The following is a 14,323-nucleotide window of genomic DNA, read 5'->3' on the forward strand; positions in this document are numbered from 1 at the left end:
AAAATGTGACGGTACGGTGTTCGCGATCAGCGTGCAGCTCCGCGCCGACAGTGCCTGGCGCTAGGGCGTGGGTACGTAGAGCTGTTGCCCGGGATGGACCACGCCGGCAGTCAGGTTGTTGAGCTGGACGATGTCTGCCACAACGTCACGGGCATCACGCTCCGGGGCGACGGTACCGGCTATGGCCCACAGTGACTGGCCCGGTTGTACGGTGACAGTAACCGTGGGGGTAAGGGAAAGGTCCGCCGCGGAGTCTGAGGCCTTTGCCGGCGAGTTGAAGAAGCCGGCGAGGGAGAGCAGCAACGCCGCCAGCAGGACCAGGGGGATGCCGATCAGGACGATCTTTCCGCGCCGGGTCAGGCGCAGCGGCGGCAAGGGGGCCGGGCGCGCCGGCTGCCGGCGCGCCGGCTGCGCCATGAGTTGATGCACTGAAAGAAGCTGCGGACGTGAACCCTGTGAAGCAGATGTAGCTGACATGAACTGAGCCCTCCTGGACCTGACCGTGCTGCCCGATGTTCGCCCGGTGGCCGTCGATGTCCCCCGGACGTGGTCCGGGTTTTCGAATGGCTTGAAGCCGAGTAGAACAAATGTTCGAACTTTGCTTTCTCTGTTTTAGCACTTATCAACGAATAATGTCGAGACTCGCTAGAACAAATGTTTGAAAATGCAATGTGGCTGGCCTAGCTTGGAAGACAAGAACCACCACCTCTGAAGTTGATCAGCAGGGTCTGACAATTACGGCGGCAACTCCAGGTCCGGGCCAAACGGCAAGGGCAAACTGAAAGGCATTGGCGAATATGGCAGCAGCAGCCGCCGGGGGCAGGGCAACCTCCCAACCGAAGAAGACCGCCAAGGGCCTGACGCCGCGGCAGAAGAAAATCCTTGAAACTATCCAGCGCTCGGTCAATGACAACGGCTACCCGCCGTCCATGCGGGAAATCGGTGACACCGTGGGCCTGGCGAGCCTGTCCAGCGTTACGCACCAGCTGTCGCAGCTGGAAAAGCTCGGCTACCTTCGCCGCGACCCGAAACGGCCCCGCGCCATGGAGGTGCTGATGCCTCTGACGTTGGACGGTGGTTCACCCAAACCGGCAACGGAGCCTTCTGTCCTGCTGCCGGGCAGCGGCAGCACGGTGACCCAACTTCCCACCGCCATGGACACTGCGATGGTTCCCCTCGTGGGGCGCATCGCCGCCGGTGGTCCCATCCTGGCCGACCAGGTGGTGGAGGATGTCCTGCCGCTGCCCCGCCAGCTCGTGGGCCAGGGGGAACTGTTTATGCTCAGGGTGGCCGGCGATTCCATGGTGGACGCAGCGATCTGCGACGGCGACTGGGTGGTGGTACGCCGCCAGGCGGACGCCGCCAACGGGGATATCGTCGCGGCGCTGCTGGACGACGAAGCCACCGTCAAGACCTTCCGTCAGCGGGACGGCCACACCTGGCTGCTGCCGCAGAACACCCAGTACGAACCCATCCTGGGCGACCATGCCACCATCATGGGCAAGGTTGTGTCGGTGCTCCGCTCGCTCTAGAAAGCGTCAGGCGTTCCGGCAGCGCGAAAGTGTTGCGCGGGAACCCGAAGGCCGCCGGCAGCGCGAAGGCGCTCCCGGCAGCGTCAGGCGTTTTCCTGCGCCAGCCGCTCGAGCGCCGCGATGGCCGTCTTCCGGTCCGTCGTGGGCCAGAAGGGCGGCAGCGCGCCGCGAAGGAAGCCTGAATAGCGTTCGGTGGCGAGCCGGGAGTCCAGTACGGCCACCACGCCCTTGTCGCCCGTCGAGCGGATCAGCCGTCCGGCTCCCTGGGCCAGGCGGATGGCAGCATGGGTGGCTGAAACGGACATAAAGCCGTTACCGCCGGCCTGCGCCACGGCGCGGGAGCGGGCCGTCATCAGTGGATCGTCCGGCCGCGGGAACGGAATCCGGTCAATGACCACCAGCCGGCAGGACCCGCCGGGAACATCCACCCCCTGCCATAGGGACATGGTACCGAACAGGCAGGTATCGGGTTCGTCCGCAAACTGCTTCACCAGGGCCGTCATGGTGGAATCGCCCTGGCAGAGGATGGTCATTCCCAGCTTTGGCCGCAGCGCATCGGCCGCTTCCTCCGCCGCCCGGCGGGACGAAAACAGGCACAGCGCACCGCCGCTGGATGCCCGGATCAGGGCTTCCAGTTCGGCCAGGGATTCCGGGGACGCCCCACGGCCGGGCTTGGGGAGGTGGCCGGCCACGTAGAGGATGCCCTGCTTGGGGTAGTCGAAGGGTGATCCCACATCGACGCCGGTCCAGCTGGGTGCGCCCTCGCCGACGAGGCCCAGGCCTCCGGCGGCGGGCTCGAACGCGGAACCGATGGCAAGGGTTGCCGAGGTCAGCACCACCGTATGCCCGGCGAACAGGCCCTCCCGCAGCCGCCCTGCCACGGACAGCGGGGCAACGTTGATTAGCGCGGGCGCGGTCTCGTCCGGCTGGGAGTATCCCTGCTGCGGGTCAAAGGAGCTGGTGCGGGAGAACCACACCACTTCCCTGTTTTCGCGGGCCGCGAGGAGCCGTTCGCACAGTTCCAGGATGACCATCAGCCGGGAACGGGCGAGCTGCCGCCCGCCGTCGGCAGTTGTACTGCTGTCCCCCTTGGAATCGGACAGGGCCGCCCGGCAGGCCTCGCGAAGCTGGTCCACGCAGTCGAGCTGCTCATCGTTCAGGCCGTTGGGCAGCAGTCCGTTGGGGACTCCCGCCAGGGCCAGCTCAAGGTTGGCGGCAGCGGCGTTGAGCGCATCCACGGTGATGGCTGTGTGCTTGCGGGCACCTGCGGCAGCGGCATGGACCATGGCCACCGAGAGCTGCCCGGAAACAGCACCGGTCACCCGGTCCTGGAGCTCGTGGGCCTCATCAACCACCACCACGTCATACTCGGGCAGCACGGCCAAACCTTCGAAAGCACTGACGGCGAGCATGGCATGGTTGGTGACCACAACATCGGCTGCGGCGGCGTTCTGGCGGGCCAGCTCGCTGAAACATTCTGCCGCCATGGGGCACTTTTGCGCCCCCAGGCATTCCATTGACGTGACGGAGACCTGCCGCCAGGCGCGGTCCGTGACGCCGGGCAGGAGCTCGTCCCGGTCCCCGGTGGTGGTCTTCTCCGCCCATTCCCGGAGGCGGACCACTTCCTTGCCGAGCTGGGAGGCAGGACCGCCTACGGCCGCGGCAAAGTGCGGCACGCTGGTGTCTTCCCCCAGGGAAAACAGCTGGCCCTCGGCGGGTTCCTCGGAGGGAAAACCACCTTCGAGTTTATGCAGGCACACATAGTTGGACCGGCCCTTGACCAGCGCCACTTTGACGGGCCGGTCCAGGGCGGGAGTGATGTTTTTCAGGAGCCGGGGAAGGTCCCTCCCCACAATCTGGGTCTGCAGGGCGAGGGTCGCGGTGGACACCAGGGCCGGCTTGTTGCTCTCCAGGGCATGGGCTATCAGGGGTATGAGATACGCCAACGACTTTCCGGTACCCGTGCCGGCCTGGACGAGCAGGTGGTCCCCGGTTTCGATGGCCCGCGCCACCTGCCTGGCCATCTCGTGCTGGCCGTCCCGGCTTTGCCCGCCCATGCCCGCAACGGCCCGGTCGAGCAGTTCAATGACGAACTGCTCGCCGGCCGTCCCTGTGGCTTCGTCAGCCACGAGGTCAGTCATGGGTGACGAATGATTCCAGTTCAGCCGCGAGGCCTTCCCGGACTTTGACAACTGCCCGGGTACCGGCTTCATCATGGTCAACGCTGATGATCTCGGCATCCGATTCGTGCAGCTTGCTGACCAGGTCCCCACGGTCGTAGGGAATGAGCAGCTCAAGCTTGACGGACGGACGCGGGATGGCCTCGCTGATGGCCTGCAGCAGTTCGGGGATGCCTTCCCCGGTGCGCGCCGAGACCACGACGTGCCGCGGTTCCCGCTGCTTCAGCCGTTCCACCACAAAAGGATCGGCGGCGTCAGCCTTGTTCAGGACGATGATCTCCGGAACCTTGCGGGCGTCCACTTCGCTGAAGACCTTGCGGACAGCAGCGATTTGGCCTTCGGGGTCCGGGTGTGAAACGTCCACCACGTGGAGGATCAGATCGGAGTCCGCCACCTCTTCGAGCGTGGAGCGGAAGGCCTCCACCAGCTGTGTGGGCAGCGACCGGACAAAGCCGACGGTATCCGCCAGCGTGTAGCCGAGGCCGTCAGCAGTTTCTGCCTTGCGGACGGTGGGATCCAGCGTGGCGAACAGTGCGTTCTCCACCAGCACGCCGGCGTCCGTCAAACGGTTCAGCAAGGAGGACTTGCCGGCGTTGGTGTACCCGGCGATGGCCACCGAGGGCACCTCATTACGACGGCGGTTGGCGCGTTTGGTTTCGCGGGCAGGCTTCATCGCGGCGATCTCCCGCCGCAGCTTGGCCATGCGCGTGCGGATCCTCCGGCGGTCCAGTTCGATCTTGGTTTCACCGGGACCACGTGAACCCATACCGGCCGCAGCGCCGCCCACCTGGCCACCGGCCTGGCGGGACATCGACTCGCCCCAGCCGCGGAGGCGCGGCAGCAGGTATTCGAGCTGCGCCAGCTCCACCTGGGCCTTGCCTTCCCGGCTCTTGGCGTGCTGCGCGAAAATGTCGAGGATCAGTCCGGTCCGGTCGATCACCTTGACCTTGACGATGTCCTCAAGGCCACGGCGCTGGGACGGAGCCAGCTCGGCGTCCACCACCACGGTATCGGCGCCGGTGGACATCACGATGTCCTTCAGCTCCAGCGCCTTGCCGGAGCCCAGGAACGTTCCAGGGTCCGGCTTGTCACGGCGCTGGACCAGTCCGTCCAGGACCTCTGAACCGGCGGTTTCGGCGAGGGCGGCGAGTTCGCGCAGCGAGTTTTCCGCGTCCGCCAGGGTTCCTTCAGACCAAATGCCTGCAAGGACCACCCGTTCCAGGCGCAGCTGCCGGTATTCGACTTCGGTGACGTCTTCGAGTTCGGTGGACAGCCCGGCCGTGCGCCGCAGGGCGCGGCGTTCCTCGAGGTCCTGCTGGTCGCCGTCGTACGTTGAATGTTCTTCATCCAGGCGGGAGATTGCCTGGGCTTTCCCCAGTACCCCTTTTCCGTCGCCGCGTTGCGTTGTGCTTGGCGTGCTGACGGTTTTGGCCGGTACGTCCTTGGAGAGAATCCGGTCGATGACAGCCTGTATTTCCTCAGGACTCATGTCCTGGGCGGCTGGATCGGATCCGGTGTTGGGCTGGCTGGTCATGGTCTCCTTAGAAGGTTCGGCATTTCCAGAATAGTGCCGATTGGTGGTGATTGGGGAAGTATTCGCGCTGGGCTGACGGCCTGCGGTCATGTAGTTCTCCTGGATTGTCTCGCCGGGCAGCAAGCGGTCCGGCGGGTGGTTGCCACCTCACGCGAGGTGGCGAAGCGGAAGAGGCCGGAGAATCGCCGAAAGGGACAGCAGGAGGCTTTCTTTCGAGTATTGTCCGGCGGCCGGAGCGAACGCCTATGCGTGGTCCGGTGCACATGTGCGGAAGGCGTAAATGCCTGCATCGCTGTGGGACAGTTTCTTCGGGACGGGCGTGGCCCGTGCCGGCTACTCGAAGATCAGGAACATGGGTTCTACCCTAACAGACCGTCCCCCGCGGCGGTTTCCCATTACGCTGCAAGGGGAACTACTCTGGCCAGTTATGGAGTCCGCACACTATTTCAGTTCATCCCCCGCCGGCCCGTTTACCCGCAAGCCGCTCACGGTGGAACTGGCAGGGGAAACGCGGCGGCTGCAGACTTCAAGCGGGATCTTCAGCCCGGACGGCATCGACAAGGGAACGGCGGTGCTCCTCGCCGAGGTCCCCGCCCCTTCGCCCACCGGCAACCTGCTGGACATCGGCTGCGGCTGGGGCCCCATTGCGCTGACCATGGCCCTGCGGGCGCCGCATTCAAAGGTCTACGCGGTGGACGTCAACGAACGCTGCATCACCCTGACCAATGAGAATGCGACAGCGCTGGGACTGACTAACGTGGTGGCCAGCGCGCCCGATGCTGTAGATCCGGGTGTGCGTTTCGACACCATCTGGTCCAACCCGCCTATCCGGATCGGCAAGGACGAACTGCATTCCCTGCTGACGCTGTGGCTGCCCCGCCTGGCACCGGGTGGAACGGCATGGCTCGTGGTGCAAAAAAACCTGGGCTCGGACTCCCTGCAGCGCTGGCTGGCGGCCGAACTGGATGATTCCTTTGCCGTAACCCGGGAATCAACCTCCAAGTCGTTCCGGATTTTGAAGGTCAGGAAAGCGTCCCTGTTGCCACAATAACGGCGGGCCCGCTGAGCTCCACGTGTTCATGGCCACCGGGGCCGGCGAAAAACTTCACGCCTACTACACCTCCGGGAACGTTGACCCGCCAGGTGTCCGGAGCTTCCGGTCCTGCCCAGTGCCGGATGGCGACGGCGGCGGCGCATGCGCCTGTGCCGCAGGACTGGGTCTCCCCCACGCCGCGTTCGTGGACTCGCATGGTGACGGAACCGACGCCGTCGTGCACCAGCGGGTCGGACGGAACCACAAACTCCACGTTGGTGCCGTTGGCGGGCACCGGGTCCACCTCGGGCGCGGTGTACAGCCTGGTCCCTGCCAGTTCCGAGAGTTCGGCGAGGGCAACCACGGTGTGGGGGTTGCCCATGCTGACGGATAACGCGGGACGGGGAACTTCCAGTCCGTCCGCAGTCACCAGCGAGTCCATGGCCTTGGCGGTGGCCTCGCCGGGGAAGATGAATTCCCAGGGACCCATGTCGACGGCGTAATCCTCGCCTGTGCGCACCACTGTTTTGGTGCCGGCCCGGGTGCCGATGGTGAGTGCACCGCCGTCGGGCAGGTCGACCAGGCCCTCCGTGCGGAGGAAGTGCACGAAGACGCGGACGCCGTTGCCGCACATCTCGGACAGCGATCCATCGCCGTTGCGGTAGTCCATGAACCATTCGGCATCAGGGGTGCCGGTCAGCAGCTCCCGGCCTTCGGGCAGGAATCGGGACGGGACCGCCCGGATCAGGCCGTCGCCGCCGATGCCGCGGTGGCGGTCGCACAGGGCGGCCACCTGCTCAGCCGCTATGGTGTGTTCGCCCTCCGGATCGGCCACCAGGACAAAATCGTTGCCGGTGCCGTGGCCCTTGGAGAAGCGGAGCCCGACCAACGTGCGGAAGGCGTGCCCGGTTGACTCGGCAAGGGTTTCATTCATGCTGTCAAGCGTACCGGCCGGGCTGCGCAGGCCCGAAACGGAAGTATTTCTCCATAACGGGACCTCCCGCGGCAGGAACTACCCCCTACGCGGACAATGACCTCCAAGCAGCCCTTCAGCTGCAGAGTGCTGCCGCGCGGGAGGCCAGCCCGGGGTCCTGCCAGTCCAGCCAGTTGATGCGCGGATCAGCCCGGAACCAGGTCAGCTGGCGACGGGCGAACTGGCGCGTGGCCACGATGGTTTCGTCAGCGGCCTCCGCGACTGTTGCTGCGCCGTCGAGCACCCGCAGGAACTGTGCGTAGCCCAGGGCGCGGGGCGCTGTTTTGCCCTCCCGCAGTCCTTGGGCTTCGAGCCGCTCCACCTCGGCAAGCAGGCCGCTGTCCACCATGCGGTGCACGCGGAGCGCCAGCCGCTCGCGCAGTTGGTCCCGGTCCACGGTGAGGCCGATCTGCACTGCAGGCTGAAAGTACTCCCGTTGCGGCATAAAGGAACTGAACGGGCGGCCGGTTAGGTGATGGACCTCCAACGCGCGGATGATGCGCCGGTCATCGAGGAGCCGGGCGGCGGACACTGGATCAACGGCCTGGAGCCGGGCCAGCAGTGCCGCGGAGCCCTGGTCCGCCAGGTCTTCCTCAAGCTGCTGCCGCAGCGTCTTATCTGTTCCGGGGAATTCCAGGACGTCCAGGGCGGCCCGCACGTACAGGCCGGAACCCCCGGCGAGGATGGCCCGCTTGCCGCGCGCGTGAATATCGGTGATGGCCGCCCTTGCCTGCTCCTGGAACTGCGAGACGCTGGCCTCCTGGGTCACATCCAGGATGTCCAGAAGGTGGTGCGGCACTCCCCTGCGTTCAGCGAGGCTGATTTTCGCCGTACCGATGTCCATGCCGCGATAGAACTGCATGGCATCGGCGTTGATGACTTCGCCGTCCAGTTCGAGTGCCAGGTTGACAGCCAGGTCTGACTTGCCTGAGCCGGTGGGACCGACGACGGCGATAACAGGCTGGGAGCCCACCGGTCAGCGGGTGCGCACAGGCAGCGAGGGCATGCCGAGGGAAACCCCGGACCTGCCGTTGCCGCTGCCCGGGGCGGGAACACCGCAGGAATCCGCCTGCGACCTGTCCCAGGCGTCGCCGGCGCGGGAACGGCGGAGGCTGTAATCGTCAAGGGTGGGATCGGCCACGAGGTGGAAAGCAGCAGCCTCCGTGATGGTGACCGTTACGAGGTCGCCCGGGCGCGGTGCTTCAGCGCCGTCAGGGACGGAGAAGTGCACCAGCCGCTGGTCCTGGGACCGGCCGGACAAGCGGTGGGTTTCCCCGGCCTTCCGTCCCGACTGCGCGGTGACCATAACCTCCACCTTGCGGCCGAGCTGCTTCCGGTTTTCCTCGGCGGCGATGCGGTCCTGGAGTGCGGTGAGCCGTTCGAAGCGTTCCTGCACCACTGCCTTGGGAAGCTGTTCCGGGAGGTCCGCGGCAGGGGTCCCGGGGCGTTTGGAGTACTGGAAGGTGAAGGCCGTGGCGAAGCGGGACTTCTCTACCACGTCCAGCGTTGCCTGGAAGTCCTCTTCAGTCTCGCCGGGGAAGCCAACGATGATGTCCGTGGAGATGGCGGCGTAGGGAATCTTGTCCCGGACCTTGTCCAGGATGCCCAAGAACTTCGCCGACCGGTAGGAGCGCTTCATGTCGCGCAGGACCTTGTCCGAGCCCGACTGCAGCGGCATGTGCAGCTGCGGCATCACATTCGGTGTTTCGGCCATGGCGTCAATGACGTCGTCTGTGAAGGCGGCCGGGTGGGGGCTGGTGAAACGCACGCGTTCCAGTCCCGCAATGTCACCGCAGGCGCGAAGGAGTTTGGAGAAGGCCTGCCGGTCGCCGAACTCCACGCCGTAGGAGTTCACGTTCTGTCCCAGCAGGGTGACTTCGATGGCACCGTCATCAACGAGGGCCTGGATCTCCGCCAGGATGTCGCCGGGGCGGCGGTCCTTCTCCTTGCCACGCAGGGCCGGAACGATGCAGAAGGTGCAGGTGTTGTTGCAGCCCACCGAAATGGAAACCCAGCCCGAGTAGACGGAGTCGCGCTTGGTGGGCAGGGTGGACGGGAAAACGTCCAGGGACTCGAGGATCTCCAGCTGGGCCTCGTGGTTGTGCCGGGCCCGCTCCAGCAGGGCGGGCAGGGCACCAACGTTGTGCGTGCCGAAGACGGCGTCCACCCAGGGCGCCTTCTTCAGGATCGTCTCCCGGTCCTTCTGCGCCAGGCAGCCGCCCACCGCGATCTGCATTCCCGGGTTGGCCGCCTTCACGGGCGCCAGCATACCGAGGTTGCCGTAGAGCTTGTTGTCCGCATTTTCCCGCACGGCACAGGTGTTGAAGACCACGACGTCGGCCTGCCCGCCGTCCGCCGGCACGTAGCCTGCATTCTCCAGCATGCCCGCCATACGCTCGGAATCATGCACGTTCATTTGGCAGCCGAAGGTACGGACCTCGTAGGTGCGTGGCTTCTGGGTACCGTTTTCCAAGATGGCCGCGGCCTGGGCAGCGCCCAACTCCACAACAGCGCCTGGGCCGGAAAGGGGGGAAGGAATGGTCAAACTCACCTGTTAAGGGTACCGGTTCAAAGGCTCATCATGGTCTGGAGCCGGATAGGCGTCCAGGACCTCGGTTACGATGCGGAAGGCCTGGGACGGCTGGTAACCCTTCCGCGCCAGCATCGATGCCAGCCGGCGCGTGGCTTTGTCCCGCTCTGCCTGGTCTGCCAGATCGGCGCCGGGCCGCAGCTTCCGCTCCACCAGGCTCCTCGCAGCGGCTTCCTCATCATGGTCGGAGATCTGCTCCAGGGCTGCCGCAGCGGTTTCCTGATCCACACCTTTTTCCGCCAGTTCCCGGCGGAGCGCACCCTTGGCCAGCTTGCGGGACTGCGAACGGCTCCGCACCCACATGTCAGCGAAATCGGCGTCATTGATGAGGCGGGCTTCCTCGAACTTGTCCAGGACCGCCTCAGCAACGTGCTCCGGGATGTTCCGCTCGGAAAGCTTGCGGGCCAGTTGAAGCCTGCTTTTCGCCGACGCGGTCAACTGCCGGTAGACAATGGCCTGGGCGACCGAGAAGGGATCCGGTTCGAGGTCCTCCGAAATCGGAGAGTCAGGTTCCGGGCCGTCCGGGTAAGAATCTGCAAAGGAAGCAGCGCGCCGCCCGCCGGTCCGGGACCGGCGGGGACGCGCATCGTCAGTACCCCTCAACGGTTAGAACCCGTCAACGGCCTTCAGCTTCGGGGAGTCCTTGGACTCGGCCTCGGCAGGCTTCACGCCGACTCCAAGCTTTTCCTTGATCAGCCGCTCCAACTCGGCGGCGAGCTCCGGGTTGTCCCGGAGGAACCGGCGGGAGTTTTCCATGCCCTGGCCCAGCTGGTCGCCGTCGTACGTGAACCAGGAGCCGGACTTCTTGATGATGCCGTGCTCAACACCCATGTCGATGATGCCACCCTCCCGGGAGATGCCCTGGCCGTAGATGATGTCGAACTCGGCCACCTTGAAGGGCGGGGCCATCTTGTTCTTGACGATCTTGGCTTTCGTGCGGTTACCGACCGAATCCGCGCCTTCCTTGAGGGTCTGGATGCGGCGCACGTCGATACGGATGGAAGCGTAGAACTTCAGGGCCTTACCACCGGTGGTGGTTTCGGGGGAACCGAAGAAGACGCCGATCTTTTCACGGAGCTGGTTGATGAAGATCGCCGTGGTTTTGGTCTGGCTCAGGCGGCCGGTGATCTTACGCAGGGCCTGGCTCATCAGCCGGGCCTGGAGGCCCACGTGGCTGTCGCCCATGTCGCCCTCGATTTCGGCGCGGGGCACCAGGGCGGCGACGGAGTCGATGACGATGACGTCGAGGGAGCCTGAACCGACGAGCATGTCCATGATCTCCAGCGCCTGCTCGCCGGTGTCCGGCTGGGAGACCAGGAGCGCGTCCGTGTCCACACCGAGCTTGGCGGCGTACTCGGGGTCAAGGGCGTGCTCGGCGTCGATGAAGGCAGCGATGCCGCCCAGACGCTGGGCGTTGGCCACGGCGTGCAGTGCCACGGTGGTTTTACCGGAGGATTCCGGGCCGTAGATCTCAACCACGCGGCCGCGGGGAAGGCCGCCAATTCCCAGTGCTACGTCCAGGGCAATGGAGCCGGTGGGGATGACCTCGATGGGTGCCCGGACTTCGTCGCCGAGCCGCATGACTGAGCCTTTACCGAACTGCTTGTCGATCTGGGCCAGCGCTGCTTCGAGCGCTTTTGCACGATCCGGGGCTGCCGCCATGGTTCACACCTCTAATGCTTTCTCGCTTTGGAGTGGCCTCAGGGGCCGTTTATTGGTCATCTCTGACGCTAATGGGACCCACTGACATTCCGGCCGGAGGACGGCAGCTATGTGGATAACCCGCTGTGAAAAGCATAGCTTTACCCGAACAGGTATTCGAACAATGGCCCGGCGTGTCAGGAAGATTCGGCTATTCGGCGCGGGGCTTCATGTCCCGGCCAAGCCGGCGTCCGGCGGGAACATCCTGGACATCACAGACCGCCAGCCACACCTTGCGCGGTTCCACGCCGGCGGCCAGCGCCTGGTCCGCGGTGCGGCCACCCACGCCGGCAAGAACAAGGGTGCTGCTGAGGACCCGCGAGTAGCCGGCGCCAAATTCGTCGTCCATAAGTCGCCAATAGTCGCTGATTCGCACCTGAAAAGTCTCTCATGATCGCGCACCTTAGAATTGTTGCCATGAGCAACTCCCCTGCCGCCCCGACCCCTGACGGCCGCGACGACGATTATTTGGTGGACGCAGCCCTGCAGAACGTGGAACACCAGATCAGCCTCTTCTGGCGGCGCGCGCGGGCCATCTCCAACCAGCTTTCCCGCCAGGTCCACCCGGACATGGAGCCCGCCGCCTACGGCCTGTTGACAGTCATCCGCCGGGAGGGCCCTATCCGGCTCACGGATCTCGCGATGAACATTGGTGTGGGCAAGCCGTCAGTCAGCCGGCAGATTGCATTCCTCGAAAACATCGGCCTGGTTTCCAAGGAAGCCGATCCGCTGGACGGGCGCGCCCAGGCCATCCAGCTGACCCCCAAGGGCGAGGAAAAGATGCACCAGGTCCAGGACGCGCGCCGCCAGGTCTTTCGGGAGCGGCTGGGTGAATGGCCGGTGGAGGACTTGCAGGAGCTGGCCCGGTTTATGGCCAAGCTGAACGCAACGTATGAGCGTGACGGTTTCCCGCAGGATGGTCCGCCTGCCGCCCCGGCCGGGGAGAAGTAGGGCCCACGTTCGTGAGCAGAAACACGTGAAGCCCCCGGCGGATTGCCGGGGGCTTCAACGTGCAGGATTCCACCGTGTGGTGGATCAATCCTTACCGGGCGCCGGAGAGGAGTCCCGTTGAAAGTTCATCGTTGAGTTCGTTGTTCAGGTCGCGCTCAAGGTCGCGTCCGTAACGCTGGGAGAATTCCTGCGGAACGGTGTCCGGAACGGCTACGCCTTCGGCTACTGCCACCCGGTCGCTGACCTCGCGGAGCATGCTGGACAACGGGACGTCCAGGGCCGAGCAGATTGAAGACAGCAGCTCGGAAGATGCTTCCTTCTGACCGCGCTCCACTTCGCTGAGGTAACCCAGGGAGACACGGGCGCTGTGCGAGACTTCACGGAGCGTGCGCCCCTGACGCTGGCGAACATCGCGCAGGACATCACCGATTTCGTGACGAAGTACCACCATCTTGCGCTCCTTCTGTTCGCTCTTAGCCTGATCGGCGAGGCCCACATCCTTCCAGCGGACAACGCCGTTTACGGATACGGGCTGCTTTACCATCTGTATCGCCTTGCTCCTCGTTTAGTCCGGTTCGCCGTGAAGCGAACCGTTGGTGTTTTCATCCTAGGCGCCTCCGCTCTCCGGAAGCGACACAATGTAATAACTAATCGGTACCGGCTTTTGTTCCCATCAACTTTACAGCCCGGTAACTTCAGGAAGCCAGGGCTTCGATCAGCCGTTCCAGCGCAGCGCCGCAGGCCTGCCCCCGGATCTCCGACCGGTTCCCTGAAAACGCATACTCGTAGCCGTTTGTTCCTGCTGCCGTAGCAATGCCTATATACACCGTTCCCACCGGTTTTCCGTCGTGGGCTTCCGGTCCGGCAACACCCGTGGTGGAGACGCCAATATCGGCGCCAAGGGCCGTCCGGGCACCTTGTGCCATGTCGGCGGCCACCCCGGTATCAACGGATCCCACGCGGGCCAGCAGTTCCGCGGAGACCTTCAGCACGTCCGTTTTGACGGAGTTCTGGTAGGCCACCACCCCGCCCTGCAGCATTCCCGAGGCGCCCGGAGTGTCAGCGAGGACTGCGGACACCATGCCGGCTGTCAGCGACTCGGCTGTTGCCACCGTGCGCTTGAGCTCCAGGGCCTGGCGGACGGCCTGCTCCGACAGGTGGTGAAGCGACAGATGGTGCTGGTTGGTCATGCCGGTTCCTGTCCGCTGTTTTTGGTTCCCTGGACTTTCCCCCGGGCGCGCAGGCGCATCGCCTCGATCACGTACTCAACGCCGGTCCACACGGTGATTGCCACGGCCACCATCATGACGGCGAATGCCGCCCAGGTAAGCCACGGCGCGACGGCGCCCAGCGGGAGGAGGTACAGGAAGATGGCCAGGGTCTGGACCACGGTTTTAAGCTTGCCGCCCCGTGAGGCCGGAATCACGCCGTAACGGATGACGAAGAAGCGCAGGGCGGTGACGCCCCATTCACGCACCAGGATCACCAGGGTGGCCCACCAGGGCAGTTCGCCGAGCACGGACAGCATCACCAGGGCAGAACCGATCAGCAGCTTGTCTGCGATGGGGTCGGCGATCTTGCCGAAATCGGTCACCAGGTTCCGGCTCCTGGCGATATCGCCGTCGAGTTTGTCAGTGTAAATCGCGACGGCGAACGCGGCCGCTGCTGCCCAGCGCCAGGGCCCGGACTGGCTGTGGAGTCCGGGCGCGTCCGCGATCAGGAACCAGACGAAGAACGGCACCAGCGCGATGCGGAGCATGGTCAGGATATTGGGAAGGTTCCAGACCCCGGCACGGCCGGCGGCGGTTGCATCGGTACTTGTCACCTTT

The 14,323-nt window shown here is 65.0% G+C and carries 15 protein-coding genes; 3 read left to right on the forward strand and 12 right to left on the reverse strand.

The window, feature by feature from the left end:
* Positions 1-60: 60 nt before the first annotated feature.
* A complete protein-coding gene (locus QF047_RS13175) occupies positions 61-417 on the reverse strand; it encodes a LysM peptidoglycan-binding domain-containing protein (RefSeq protein WP_307281936.1) in 357 nt (118 codons plus the stop codon).
* Between the two features lie 380 nt (positions 418-797).
* Between QF047_RS13175 and lexA the strand changes: the two genes are divergently transcribed.
* Positions 798-1,532 carry a transcriptional repressor LexA gene (gene lexA, locus QF047_RS13180; RefSeq protein ID WP_307277727.1) on the forward strand — a complete coding sequence of 245 codons (735 nt, stop codon included), beginning with the start codon at positions 798-800 and terminating at the stop codon, positions 1,530-1,532.
* Between the two features lie 83 nt (positions 1,533-1,615).
* On the opposite strand, the gene QF047_RS13185 is transcribed toward lexA, so the two are convergent.
* Positions 1,616-3,673 (reverse strand): ATP-dependent DNA helicase, encoded by a 2,058-nt coding sequence (locus QF047_RS13185; protein WP_307277729.1) that lies wholly within the window; start codon positions 3,671-3,673, stop codon positions 1,616-1,618.
* Complete coding sequence (gene hflX / locus QF047_RS13190) at positions 3,666-5,246, reverse strand: GTPase HflX (RefSeq protein WP_307277731.1); 1,581 nt, start codon at positions 5,244-5,246, stop codon at positions 3,666-3,668. The genes QF047_RS13185 and hflX overlap by 8 nt, the downstream gene beginning before the upstream one ends.
* Before the next feature lie 427 nt (positions 5,247-5,673).
* Between hflX and QF047_RS13195 the strand changes: the two genes are divergently transcribed.
* Positions 5,674-6,297 (forward strand): class I SAM-dependent methyltransferase, encoded by a 624-nt coding sequence (locus QF047_RS13195; RefSeq protein ID WP_307277734.1) that lies wholly within the window; start codon positions 5,674-5,676, stop codon positions 6,295-6,297.
* On the opposite strand, the gene dapF is transcribed toward QF047_RS13195, so the two are convergent.
* From dapF to QF047_RS13225, 6 genes are all read right to left on the reverse strand, one after another.
* The gene (gene dapF / locus QF047_RS13200; RefSeq protein WP_307277737.1) at positions 6,269-7,213 is read right to left on the reverse strand and encodes a diaminopimelate epimerase; all 945 of its coding nucleotides are present in this window, start codon (positions 7,211-7,213) and stop codon (positions 6,269-6,271) included. The genes QF047_RS13195 and dapF overlap by 29 nt on opposite strands.
* Before the next feature lie 115 nt (positions 7,214-7,328).
* Positions 7,329-8,225, reverse strand: a complete 897-nt coding sequence (gene miaA, locus QF047_RS13205) for a tRNA (adenosine(37)-N6)-dimethylallyltransferase MiaA (RefSeq protein ID WP_307277740.1) — start codon at positions 8,223-8,225, stop codon at positions 7,329-7,331.
* Between the two features lie 3 nt (positions 8,226-8,228).
* Positions 8,229-9,758, reverse strand: coding sequence for a tRNA (N6-isopentenyl adenosine(37)-C2)-methylthiotransferase MiaB (gene miaB / locus QF047_RS13210; protein WP_373427812.1), 1,530 nt, complete (start codon positions 9,756-9,758; stop codon positions 8,229-8,231).
* 48 nt (positions 9,759-9,806) lie between these two features.
* Positions 9,807-10,445, reverse strand: a complete 639-nt coding sequence (locus QF047_RS13215; protein ID WP_373427767.1) for a regulatory protein RecX — start codon at positions 10,443-10,445, stop codon at positions 9,807-9,809.
* Between the two features lie 3 nt (positions 10,446-10,448).
* On the reverse strand, positions 10,449-11,504 hold the full coding sequence (recA, locus tag QF047_RS13220; protein WP_091418086.1) for a recombinase RecA: 1,056 nt from the start codon (positions 11,502-11,504) through the stop codon (positions 10,449-10,451).
* A 190-nt stretch (positions 11,505-11,694) separates the two neighbouring features.
* On the reverse strand, positions 11,695-11,919 hold the full coding sequence (locus tag QF047_RS13225) for a DUF3046 domain-containing protein (RefSeq protein ID WP_306638965.1): 225 nt from the start codon (positions 11,917-11,919) through the stop codon (positions 11,695-11,697).
* Between the two features lie 41 nt (positions 11,920-11,960).
* Between QF047_RS13225 and QF047_RS13230 the strand changes: the two genes are divergently transcribed.
* Positions 11,961-12,494, forward strand: a complete 534-nt coding sequence (locus QF047_RS13230; protein WP_306638964.1) for a MarR family winged helix-turn-helix transcriptional regulator — start codon at positions 11,961-11,963, stop codon at positions 12,492-12,494.
* 91 nt (positions 12,495-12,585) lie between these two features.
* Here QF047_RS13230 and QF047_RS13235 read toward each other — a convergent pair whose 3' ends face one another.
* The 3 genes from QF047_RS13235 to pgsA form a co-directional block, all read right to left on the reverse strand.
* Positions 12,586-13,038: a helix-turn-helix domain-containing protein gene (locus tag QF047_RS13235; protein WP_050055661.1), complete on the reverse strand. Its 453-nt coding sequence runs from the start codon at positions 13,036-13,038 to the stop codon at positions 12,586-12,588.
* Positions 13,039-13,189: 151 nt separating this feature from the next.
* On the reverse strand, positions 13,190-13,684 hold the full coding sequence (locus tag QF047_RS13240) for a CinA family protein (protein ID WP_307277752.1): 495 nt from the start codon (positions 13,682-13,684) through the stop codon (positions 13,190-13,192).
* A complete protein-coding gene (pgsA, locus tag QF047_RS13245) occupies positions 13,681-14,319 on the reverse strand; it encodes a CDP-diacylglycerol--glycerol-3-phosphate 3-phosphatidyltransferase (RefSeq protein WP_307277753.1) in 639 nt (212 codons plus the stop codon). The genes QF047_RS13240 and pgsA overlap by 4 nt, the downstream gene beginning before the upstream one ends.
* Positions 14,320-14,323: the final 4 nt, after the last annotated feature.

It is taken from the genome of Arthrobacter sp. W4I7, assembly GCF_030816215.1.
Classification (GTDB): Bacteria; Actinomycetota; Actinomycetes; order Actinomycetales; family Micrococcaceae; genus Arthrobacter; species Arthrobacter siccitolerans_A.